At 40.7% G+C, this 10,814-nt stretch carries 13 protein-coding genes; 11 read left to right on the plus strand and 2 right to left on the minus strand.

Annotated features, from left to right (window positions below; genetic code table 11):
• Positions 1-201 precede the first annotated feature (201 nt).
• Positions 202-2,970 carry a MucBP domain-containing protein gene (locus AB3329_RS01350; protein ID WP_368393930.1) on the plus strand — a complete coding sequence of 923 codons (2,769 nt, stop codon included), beginning with the start codon at positions 202-204 and terminating at the stop codon, positions 2,968-2,970.
• A 520-nt stretch (positions 2,971-3,490) separates the two neighbouring features.
• A complete protein-coding gene (locus tag AB3329_RS01355; RefSeq protein ID WP_368393931.1) occupies positions 3,491-4,303 on the plus strand; it encodes a Cof-type HAD-IIB family hydrolase in 813 nt (270 codons plus the stop codon).
• A gap of 74 nt (positions 4,304-4,377) precedes the next feature.
• Here AB3329_RS01355 and AB3329_RS01360 read toward each other — a convergent pair whose 3' ends face one another.
• Positions 4,378-4,938, minus strand: a complete 561-nt coding sequence (locus tag AB3329_RS01360) for a TetR/AcrR family transcriptional regulator (protein ID WP_368393932.1) — start codon at positions 4,936-4,938, stop codon at positions 4,378-4,380.
• Between the two features lie 140 nt (positions 4,939-5,078).
• Between AB3329_RS01360 and AB3329_RS01365 the strand changes: the two genes are divergently transcribed.
• A complete protein-coding gene (locus AB3329_RS01365) occupies positions 5,079-5,930 on the plus strand; it encodes a DegV family protein (RefSeq protein ID WP_368393933.1) in 852 nt (283 codons plus the stop codon).
• A gap of 93 nt (positions 5,931-6,023) precedes the next feature.
• Here the strand turns inward: AB3329_RS01365 and AB3329_RS01370 are convergent, their stop codons facing one another.
• Positions 6,024-6,494: a peptidase gene (locus AB3329_RS01370; RefSeq protein ID WP_368393934.1), complete on the minus strand. Its 471-nt coding sequence runs from the start codon at positions 6,492-6,494 to the stop codon at positions 6,024-6,026.
• A 447-nt stretch (positions 6,495-6,941) separates the two neighbouring features.
• Between AB3329_RS01370 and AB3329_RS01375 the strand changes: the two genes are divergently transcribed.
• The 8 genes from AB3329_RS01375 to AB3329_RS01410 form a co-directional block, all read left to right on the plus strand.
• Positions 6,942-7,334, plus strand: a complete 393-nt coding sequence (locus AB3329_RS01375) for a DUF1310 family protein (RefSeq protein ID WP_368393936.1) — start codon at positions 6,942-6,944, stop codon at positions 7,332-7,334.
• 55 nt (positions 7,335-7,389) lie between these two features.
• The gene (locus tag AB3329_RS01380; protein WP_368393937.1) at positions 7,390-7,794 is read left to right on the plus strand and encodes a DUF1310 family protein; all 405 of its coding nucleotides are present in this window, start codon (positions 7,390-7,392) and stop codon (positions 7,792-7,794) included.
• 61 nt (positions 7,795-7,855) lie between these two features.
• A complete protein-coding gene (locus tag AB3329_RS01385; protein WP_368393938.1) occupies positions 7,856-8,248 on the plus strand; it encodes a DUF1310 family protein in 393 nt (130 codons plus the stop codon).
• A gap of 3 nt (positions 8,249-8,251) precedes the next feature.
• A complete protein-coding gene (locus tag AB3329_RS01390) occupies positions 8,252-8,443 on the plus strand; it encodes a hypothetical protein (RefSeq protein ID WP_368393939.1) in 192 nt (63 codons plus the stop codon).
• 167 nt (positions 8,444-8,610) lie between these two features.
• Positions 8,611-9,003 (plus strand): DUF1310 family protein, encoded by a 393-nt coding sequence (locus AB3329_RS01395; protein WP_368393940.1) that lies wholly within the window; start codon positions 8,611-8,613, stop codon positions 9,001-9,003.
• Positions 9,004-9,192, plus strand: coding sequence for a hypothetical protein (locus AB3329_RS01400; protein ID WP_368393941.1), 189 nt, complete (start codon positions 9,004-9,006; stop codon positions 9,190-9,192).
• Between the two features lie 123 nt (positions 9,193-9,315).
• Complete coding sequence (locus tag AB3329_RS01405; protein WP_368393942.1) at positions 9,316-9,708, plus strand: DUF1310 family protein; 393 nt, start codon at positions 9,316-9,318, stop codon at positions 9,706-9,708.
• 3 nt (positions 9,709-9,711) lie between these two features.
• Positions 9,712-10,814: Mbeg1-like protein (locus AB3329_RS01410; RefSeq protein WP_368393943.1), on the plus strand; the 1,103-nt coding region annotated here is incomplete at its 3' end.

Raw genomic sequence — 10,814 nt, forward strand, 5'->3', positions numbered from 1 at the left:
TTTAGCAGGGCATTTTCCAATGTATTCATAGCGATAAGATAAACAGTTTTGTTAAAACAAGGATACAGTGTAGCTTTTCGCAAAGAAAAATAGGCTATGGAGATTGTGCTTGATGACATATGGTAATTAGCTGTTTGCTAGATGGTTATCTGGATAAACAGTAATTATAAATAATATAAAAAAGAAAGGATTTTTTGCCTTATGAAAAATGGAAGAAAAGGTGCATTAAAGGCGAATGCAGAAAATAACTTTCGCTACTCGGTTCGAAAATTGCGTATCGGAGTTGTTTCTGTTGCTATTGCTGCTTTTTTCTTAGCGGGCAGAGGAACTATCTTAGCAGATGAAATTGTGCCTGACACCAGCTCACCACCTGAAGAATTGGTTTTTAGTCAAGGAATGAGCACAGATACTGAAACGGAGACAGACGATTTAAAACCAGTGGAAGGAATTGATCTGTCAACCGGTTTAGCAGATGGAAAACTTGATGTGGCAGCTAATACGGAAAACTTATCGGTAAGTGCATTGGAGTCAGATACGGCTGATGAAGCTGACACGACTATACCTGACACGAATGCGAAGAATACTGAAACTGATGGTGAATGGACTAATCTTACTGAGGTACCTATCAATAAAACAGAAGCAGAAACTCAAGCAACTATTAGTAATCCAACTGTTTCAGATACACTAAAACTATCCAATAATACAACAGTTGATATTACAAAATACAAAGTGAACCCAGATGAAAACCAGTATACTTTTGCAATAGTAGCACTAGATAATCTGGCTACAAATAGCAGGACTACATTTAATGGAAAATTTCAAAAGGATTGGTATCTAACCTTTTCGCTTTCAAGAGATAGGTCCTCTTTTAATGTTCAAGTCAACTTAGTTGATGCAGCTACTAATACTATTCTTGAAACAAAAGAGCTCTCTCCTAATACCGCAGATGATCTTATTTTTGATAAAATTAGAGAAATTGTGGGTAACGGAGATGCTGGCTATCTATACCCATTTTCTTATTCAGAAGCTACCAACAGCAATGGTGCTGTCACAAGAAATATCAGAAGCTCTGTCTTTAAATCGGAGGCTCAAGTGACCTATGTTCTGGTAGCAGAAGAGCCAACAATTCAAGGAATAATTGTGAATTCCATTAATCTTATAGTGCCTGACAGTGTTAAACAGAATAATTACTATAAAGTGGTGGATTATGACAGGTATCAAACTTATCTAGCTGGTAATGCTTCTTATTATTCTCAAAGAACAGATAAGGAAGATGACCTCAGTGTCTACGTCCAAGAGGGAATTGCAGGTCAGACATTTCATGTATCTGGTGTCGCTGAGTATGATAAGTATGAGTTGGTTGAAACACCTGAGCAAAACGGTATTTCTGAAGGAGTGCTTTTTCCTCGTTTGATACCTGATACTTTAGTGCGGACAGGGTCCGTTCGCTATGTGAAACGCCTAAAACGGACTGTTAACGAAAATGGCGATGCTAAAATTGAATTTTGGATTTTAGACCCTGCAAAAGTCAATGTTAAGGAATACGATGTCAACCAAGAAAAAGGTGATGAGCAGATACAAACAGATAAATACCTGAAAGTGTTTGAAACACCGGTTCTTAAGCCAGGAGAATGGAATTCAATCGACTATAATCAGAGCTGGAATGACTGGGCTCAGCAGGCAGGACTGACCTTTAGGGATAATGGGGCTGTTAGAGTCATATCAGCATTTGGCAGTAATAGTGTCACTAATGGAGCTTTGCTATTCCCCGCATTGTTCAATGGTAATACACAGTTTAGCCAGTCAAATTGGTTTCGTCTTCAAAATGATAATGCCCCGCACTTTATAGATGCTTACTATTACTATGTTGAAAAAGGTAGTGTCATCGTTCACTATGAAGATACAAAAGGTAATGTGATTAAGGCAGAGCGCATAAAGATTGATCATGGTGTGACAGCTTCACCTTTTAATACTGCTGAAGCTGATTTCAAACCCGAACAAATTATTTTTAATGGAGATGTTTATTATTTGACAACTCAAGAAGTTAAAACTGAAAACCTTCCAGGAGAAACAGTAGAAAATAATAAGTTGGTTAAATATATAAGCTCAGAGACTGGTGCAATTGAAGCTGCAACAGATCTCCATTTGACTTACGTCTATGAAAAAGCAGGTGCAGTTACTGTTGAGTATTTTGCAGTTGATTCACAAGGCACGGTCTTAGGGACTTTATCTGGTACAACTACAGGGATCAATAAAGCAAAAGTATTATCTAGTGAGGCTCTTTTGAGCGGTGCTCAGGCTGGTACAGGATATGACAGCACGATTTTAAAAGCAGAAACGATTCAAGATGAGCAAGGACGTATCTGGAGGCTCGTAACTAAATCTAATCCTCACCCAGTAACTGACGGGGACTTAGAAATTGGAGTTGTTGCTTCAGACCAAACAAAAACAATTAATTATTACTATGAGCTCGTTTATGGCAATGTCATTATTCATTATATCAACGAAGCCGGTGAAACCATTGCGGAAGATGTAGAAGATACTCCGGAAAGTCCGACAGGTACAGCATATGATACAACCGACCACAAGCCGGTGGTTATTGAAAAAAATGGTAAACGATATATCCTTGTGCCGGTTAAGACTATTGGCAATGAGACTGGACAGGTAGTTGAAGGGACAACGGAAATCACCTATGTTTATAAAGAAGTGACAGAACCGCTGCGGACACCCCAGCCAGATCCAGACCCACAGCCAAAACCAGAACCTAAGTCTCAGCCAAAACAAGAAGCGCTTTCTATTTCACCGCAGAGCACCAATCAGGATGAAAAAGTGTTGACACTCAGTAAATACAGTGGTACTGAAAAAGAACTGCCTCAAACAGGTGATTCTTCAGCAGTCGGTGCTTTTCTTCTAGGCAGTTCTTCTTTGTTTACGGCTGTTGGTTTGCTGCCAAGGAGGCGGAAAAAATAAAAGTTTTTGAAGCCTTTCCTTGATCAGTCACTCAGTTTCGCAGACATAACAGGGCATCGCACTCTGACACTTGAAAAATAAGGTCAGACCTCCTAAGTTTTTAGCCATGAATCTCCAATATTTATAGGTAGAGGTGCCTTAGATGACTAAAGAAATAAAAACCAGTTGGTTAATCTTTTCCATTTCTCCTATCTTTCACCAAAAAAACAGCTATGATTTTATTTTTACTGACAGGTTTTTAACTCTCTAAACAGGTGATACTGATACAGGAATAAGAGCAGCAGTACAGCTTGTTTTATTAAAAAGTATCTAAGATTGGCGGCTTAGATGCTTTTTTAGTAAAAGGGAGCTGCCAGATTTTAAGAATTTAGCCCTTTACCGGCAGCCTAGACGGAGAAGAAGAGGTTCCAGGCTGCTTTTATTTTACAGCGGAGTATGCTACAATACGAAAGGTAGAGAACCCTAAACCAAGCTGCCGGAAGGCTGTTTTTTAGAGAAATAACGTTTATGGTGGGAGAAAATGATTAAGCTAATTGCAATTGATATGGACGGCACCCTGCTGAATTCTAACAGAGAGCTGCCTGCTGAGAATATTTTGGCTCTTCAAAGAGCGGCTCAGGCGGGGGTTAAGATTGTTTTGTGTACCGGCCGGCCTAAATCAGGGGTTGAGCCCTATTTTAATAAACTGGGACTTTCGGATAATGAGTATGTTATCATGAACAATGGCTGTTCTGTCTATCAAACTAAAAATTGGGATTTGATCGATTACGCTGCTCTGTCCTATCAAGAGCTGAATACTTTGAGTCAGGCTGTCCAGGATTTTCCTGAAGTCTGCCTGACTTTGACCGGTCAGCAAAACTATTATGCTGTCGGAGAGACAGTACCTGAGCTTGTACAGTACGATGCCGGTTTGGTCTTTCTTACAGCACAGGCAGCCAGTTTAGATAAGATTAAAAAGAGCTCTGAAATCATTTTTCAGGCCATGTATATGGGAGAAAAAAGACAGCTGGATTTATTTCAAAGAGCAGAAGCTCAAAAACTGAGCCGCCTATTTAGTGCTGTGCGCAGTCAGGATTATATCTTTGAAGCCATGCCTATGGGCGTTACAAAAGGGAAAGCACTTCGGAAACTGAGCCAAAATTTGGGCTTCCGTCCTGAAGAAGTCATGGCGCTTGGCGATGCCCCTAACGATTTAGAAATGCTGCGCTTTGCCGGAGTCAGTGTCGCTATGGACAATGCCAGCAGGCTGGTTAAAGAGCACAGCCGCTATCTGACTGACAGCAATGATAAGGCTGGGGTGGCAAAAGCCATCTTTAAGCATGTTTTGTCGTAATTATTAAAAATCTCTTGCCTCTTTCCTGACAGGAAGAATACAAGAGATTTTTTAATGATAGGCCTTATGCCTCTTTAAGGAAGAAAAGGCAAGTTAACAGCTGCTAAATCTTCTTCAGAGACGGTCATATTGTCTGCAATCCAGTGTTTGAGAACAGAGATAATAGCACTGCTCCAAAAAGAAATCGTATAAGCTACAAAAGGACCGGTTCGTTTAAACCGTTGGTAGCCCTTAAGGCGTTTGGCTACAATTTTACTCAGAAGTTCTTCGCAGCCCTGTTTAAAAATAAGTCCCAGAATATGAGCCTCTTTTTTGGCTTCCTGAAGCAGAAAAAGCCAGACCTGATGCCCCTGCGTTTTAAGGTCAAATGCCTTAAGACCGCGCGCTGCCCTGCGGACTACCTGCACTAGGATGTCTTCAAGAATGTCTTCCTTAGACTTATAATTGCGGTAAAAGGCATTGCGGGAAACTCCTGCTTTTTTCACCAATTCTGAGACAGTAATTTGAGACAGTTCCTTGGTTTCCATAAAAAATAAAAGAGCAGTTTCGATGGCTTCGCGTGTAAGATGCCTGCTTTCCCGATTAAACTGACTGAGATTTTTTAAGGAATTGGCTGAGATTTTACGTTCAGTCATGACAAAACCTTTCTAACTGTTACAGCTGACAGTATTTTTAATCATTATGAACTAGTCGATGATATAATTTTATGTAAAGGAACTCTTTTTGTCAAATAAAAAGAGATAAAAATTAAAAAATCAGTAAAAGGAGCATGCTTATGTCTTGGAAAATTGTAGCTGACTCTGGCTGTGATTTTAAAACTATTGATCAACTGGCAGCGGATACTGAGTTTGAGTGCGTACCGCTGACTATTCAAATTGGCTCAGAGGTATTTAAAGACGATGAAGGACTGAATATTGATGAGATGATGGCAAAGATGTATGCTACTCCGAGTTCTGCTACTTCTTCCTGTCCCAGTCCCGATGCTTTCCTGCAGGCTTATTCCGGAGCAGACAATGTGATTGCGATTACGATTACGGGCTCTCTGTCCGGTAGTCAAAACAGTGCCCAGCTGGCTAAGGAACTTCTTTTAGAACAGAATCCTCAGGCCAATATCCATGTGATTGACTCGCTTTCAGCCGGAGGAGAGATGGATTTAATCATCTTAGAGCTGAACCGTCTGATTAATCAAGGGCTTTCTTTTGACGAAGTTGTTGAACAAATTACCGCTTATCAGGCCAGAACCCGTCTAATCTTTGTCTTAGCCAAAGTGGATAATTTGGTGAAAAACGGCCGTCTGAATAAGCTGGTCGGCAAAGTCATCGGCTTTCTCAATATTCGGATGGTTGGCAGGGCTAGCGAAGAGGGTAAACTTGAACTTCTGCAGAAGGCCAGAGGCCAGAAAAAATCAGCTGAGGCTGTTGTTGAAGAAATGCTGAAATCCGGCTATGATGGCGGGCGGGTTCTGATTGCCCATGCCCGTAATGAGAAAATCTGCCGTCAAATCAGTGAAAAAATCCACAGCCGCTTTCCCGAGGCTGAGCTGCAGAGCCAGCCGGCATCCGGCCTGTGCAGCTTCTATGCTGAAGAAGGAGGAATTCTGGTCGGCTACGAAACCGCTCCGTCATAAGGCTGTTCTGCTGACAATAAAACCAGACCCTGCCCGTAAGTAAAATGCTTACGGGCAGGGTCTGGTTTTTCTATTGATTCTTTGCAGCAGCCATCAATTCAGACCGATAGCCGCCAGAGCAGCAGAGACAGCTTCGATACGTTTTTGCAGGGCGGCTTTCCGCTCAGGATTGGAGACAATATTGACAGCATCCTGTGCAGCGTGCAGATTTTCCAGGGTCTGGTTGGCTTCAGCTGCCGCAACAGCCTTTTCAGCCCCTTCCTGAGCACTGAGTTCGGTCTCAACCGCCTCAATGCGTTTCTGCAGTGAGGCCTTTGTTTTTTCTTCCTCAACTTTGTCTACCGCTTTTTGAGCAGCTTCCAAATCTTCCTGAGTTTGTTTATCTTCGAGCCGGCTGACCAGTTTTTCCGCCTTTTTTTCTGCTGTCACTTTTGTATCTTGGCTGGTAAAATTCGCCTGATTGGTGCTGCTGTTATTGCCAAAAACAAGGTAAATCCCCCCTGCTAAAGCAATCGTAATGATACTCAGAATCAAATAAATCACTTCGCTTTTATTATTTTTCATGTGGCTTCCTTTAATCTTAAATGAAATAGCTAGTTTCATTATAACGTGAAAGGCGAAAAAATAAAACCATTTTAGGCCTAAAATGCGATAAAATCATGGGAAATTACAGAGATTCTAAAATAATGTTAACCAGTCACGATTATAAAAAGACACTTTAAAACAATAATGACGCTGTCTTTGTATATTAGAAAATTTTTAATGAATGCTGAAACTTTGGGGCTGTTTGTATTGCCCGCTTACAATTTACTATAGCCGGCTATACCAAGAGAATGGGTCCGGGACAGTAGATGCCGTGTTTTAAAACAAAACGGTTTATGCTATAATGTAAGGCAATAACAGATGTTGCCTTGCATTGCAGCATCAATCGAATACGGTCTAAAATCCTACTTTCCTGTTTCATACAGATTTTTAAACGGCCTTTGTATCTTTGTTAAAGGAGGCAGATAAATGCCTAGGAAAAAGAAAGTTAAGCGTATACTGTTCAGTATAGCTGTCCTTATCGGTATAGGGTTAGGAGGTTTTGCTGTGTATCAGCAGCAAGAAAAACAAAAAATGATTGAAATAGCAACCAGTGAGGAAGCCAGGAAGGTTTATGTGGATTTTATCAAAAAGAGAGAACCTCAGGCTTTTACAGAAAGTGGGATTATTCAGTCTTATGAAATTGACAGAGACAGTCTGGAATATAATCCGATGGGAGGATTAATGGTGAGAGTGGTATTAAACGGAAAAAGAAGTATATATATCAGTTTTAATTTGATAGAAAATGATGATGGTTCTTATCACTCAGCTTACTTTATAGGCTCACCAGATTTATTAAACTTTTTAGAAAGAGAAAAGTAATGGTAAAAAACATCAATGAAGAAAGACGTCAAACAGCTATGAAGGAGGCCAGCTTATGGCTAGGAGAGAGAAGCTAAAGCGGCTGCTGACTGGTATCGCTGTCCTTATCGGTATAGGCTTAGGAGGTTTTGCTGTGCACCAGCAGCAAGAAAAACAAAAAATGATTGAGATAGCGACCAGTGAGGAAGCCAGGAAGGTTTATGTGGATTATTTAAAAAATGAAGATCCGCAAGCATTTACTGCTAAAGGTTTTATATACTCGTATAAAGTGGATAAAGAGTCTTTAGATTATAATCCAATGGGAGGTTTAATGGTTACAGTAATTATCAATGGAGATGAAGAAATGGATGTGGGGTTTAATTTGATGGATAATGGAGATGGTACTTATAGTTCGGCATATTATACAAGTTCGCCAAAGTTTTGGCAGACGCAAGAAAAATATTACGGAAAGAGTGGTTAAAGTTGGCAACAAAGTATATAAATGAAGAAAAACTTCAAATAACTATGAAGGAGGCCGATTTATGCCCAGGAAAAAGAAAGTTAAGCGCCTACTGTTCAGTATCGCGGCTCTTATCGGTATAGGATTAGGAGTTTTTGCTGTGTATCAGCAGCAAGAAAAACAAAAAATGATTGAAATAGCAACCAGTGAGGAAGCTAGGAAGGTTTATGAGAAGCATATGAAAGCTAATGACCCCAATGCGCTGACTGAAGACGGCATTATTAAGTCTTATGAAATTGATACCAAAACACTCGAATACAATCCAATGGGCGGACTTATTGTTGATATCCTTGTAAATAATGATGCAGAGGCCTATTTGAGTTTTAATTTGGTAGATAACGGTGATGGAACTTACCACACGGCGTATTATATTGTGTCCGCCAAGTTAGATGATATGTTGGAAGAAAATAGGTGATTTATGGCTAAAAAATACGTTAATGAAGAGAATCTACAGACAGCAATGACGGAATATAATAAACGTATGGCTAAAGGGAATGCAGTTAAAGACCAATATAACAGAACTGTCGGCTATGTTTCCAAGGTCTATAACAAAAGAAATAGTTTTGGAAATCCGATACAGTGTTTTAAAACAGAACATTTTATGCTATAATGTAAGGGAATAACAAAAGTTGCTTTACTTGATAGCATAAAGTGAACACGGCCTAAACGCTGCGGGACAAAGATAAGCCGTCTAAGGTTTGGCAACCTAACGCCGGCTTCCTATTTTCTCTTTGCGTTTTTCACGGCCTTTGTATCTTTGTTAAAGGAGGCAGATAAATGCCTAGGAAAAAGAAAGTTAAGCGCATACTGTTCAGTATCGCTGCCCTTATTAGTATAGGATTAGGAGGTTTCGCTGTGCACCAGCAGCAAGAAAAACAAAAAATGATTGAGATAGCGACTAGCAAGGAAGCCAGGAAGGTTTATGAGGATTATTTAAAAAAAATAGAAGAATCGGCACTAACCTCTGCAGGAAAAATTCAAGAATATGAAATTGATAAAAGTGATCTAGACTATAATCCAATGGGTGGATTGATGGTGAGGTTGTATATCAACAATGACACACAGATGGATATACAAATAGGTATTGTTAGAAATCAAAAAGGGAAATTGGAAGTATTTGGGGCAACTGGCTCTCCTAAACTAGCTCAATTATTGGAAGAAGGAGAATAAATGAGTGAAAAATATATAAATGATGAAAAACTACAAATAGCAATGACAGAGTATGAAGATTTGAAAGAAGGTAGAATAGCTTGGAGACCAGATGGAAAGGCTCTGGGCTTTGTCTCTAAAATCTATGACAATGAAAATAGTGCTGGAAATCCGATACAGTGTTTTAAAACAAAGCTGTTTATGCTATAATGTAAGGTAATAACAGGGGTTGCTTTACTTGATAGCGTAAAACGAACGCGGTCTAAAATCCTACTTCCCTGTTTTATATGGATTTTTAACGGCCTTTGTATCTTTGTTAAAGGAGGCAGATAAATGCCTAGGAAAAAGAAAATTAAGCGCATACTGTTCAGTATCGCAGCTCTTATCGGTATAGGAATAGGAGGTTTCGCTGTGTACCAGCACCAAGAAAAGCAAAAAATGATTGAGATAGCGACTAGCAAGGAAGCTCGGAAGGTTTATGTGGATTTTATTAAAAAGAGGGAACCTCAGGCCTTTACAGAAAATGGGATTATTCAGTCTTATGAAATTGACAGAGACAGTCTGGAATACAATCCTATGGGTGGACTTATCATTGATATTTTTGTAAACAACAACAAAGATGCTTTTGTGAGCTTCAATTTAATGGATAATGGAGATGGAACTTATAGTTCAGCTTACCACATTATATCGGTTGAATTTAATGCTTTATTAAAAAAGGATAAATAATTTATGGTTAAAAAATACGTTAATGAAGAGAACCTGCAGACAGCAATGACGGAATATAATAAACGTATGACTAAAGGAAGCGAAGTAACAGATCAATACGACAGAACAGTCGGCTTTGTCTCCAAAGTTTATGACAATGAAAATGGTGCTGGAGAGCAGATTTATGCGGTGGTGCCGACTGAAGCTGAGGTGACCGGCAATCCGGAAGCGGTTGAAGAGGTGACGGTGCTCTTTCGCGGTTCTACTTCACCGGACAAGGTTTTCATGCAGGGGGCTGATGTCTGGAATGACTGGATTGAAAATGATGTTCTGATTGGTTTGCGTATCTGGGGCCAAAACCATCCCAACTATTCGGAAGACTATGATCATGCCACCGCCCAGCTTCAAACGGCAGCCAAGGATTTAAAGGAGCTGATGGCCCTCTATCCTAATGCCCAGTTCAAGCTATATGCGCATTCGCTGGGCTCTATGCAGGGCCAGTATGCGATAGCGGACCTGCCGGCAGCCTATCTCAGCCGGATTGAGGGAGCCTATCTCTACAATGCTCCCAATATTTACGGTCTGATGACCAATCAGCAGAAAAACAATGTGGATCAGATTAAGGGACGGATTCAGAATTATGTTGATCCCAGGGACTGGATCAGTATGGTGGGTCGCCGGATTGACAAGGGGAGTGCCGAGGCAGTCGGTCAGGTCTTTTATGTGGACAGTCGCAAGGCAGAGGGGATGGCAGCCCAGCACATGACTTACGGCTATGAGCTAACAGAAGATGGAACGATAAAAACTCTGAATGCCGAACAAGCCATGGTGCTTGTTCAGGTTGACCAGCTGATGACGGGTTATTATCAGCTGAAAGAGCGTCTGACAGCCAGCGGCGGCGGGCTGAACAGCCAGGAAACCTTCTTTTTGGACAGTGAGCAGTCCATGATTATCACCTCAGGAATCCATCAGGCTGCCAGCCTGGCGGCAGAAGATGTTAAAGCCTACCGTGATGAGGCGTCTTCTAAGGCTGAGGAGCTTTATCAAAAAGTCAAAGAAATCCCTTGGTTTGTGACCGAGCTGACAGCTGATGAGGTGCAGGCGGCCTATGAGGAGGCCGGGGTGAC

The organism is Streptococcus huangxiaojuni (assembly GCF_040930515.1).
In the GTDB taxonomy this organism is placed as follows: Bacteria; Bacillota; Bacilli; order Lactobacillales; family Streptococcaceae; genus Streptococcus; species Streptococcus huangxiaojuni.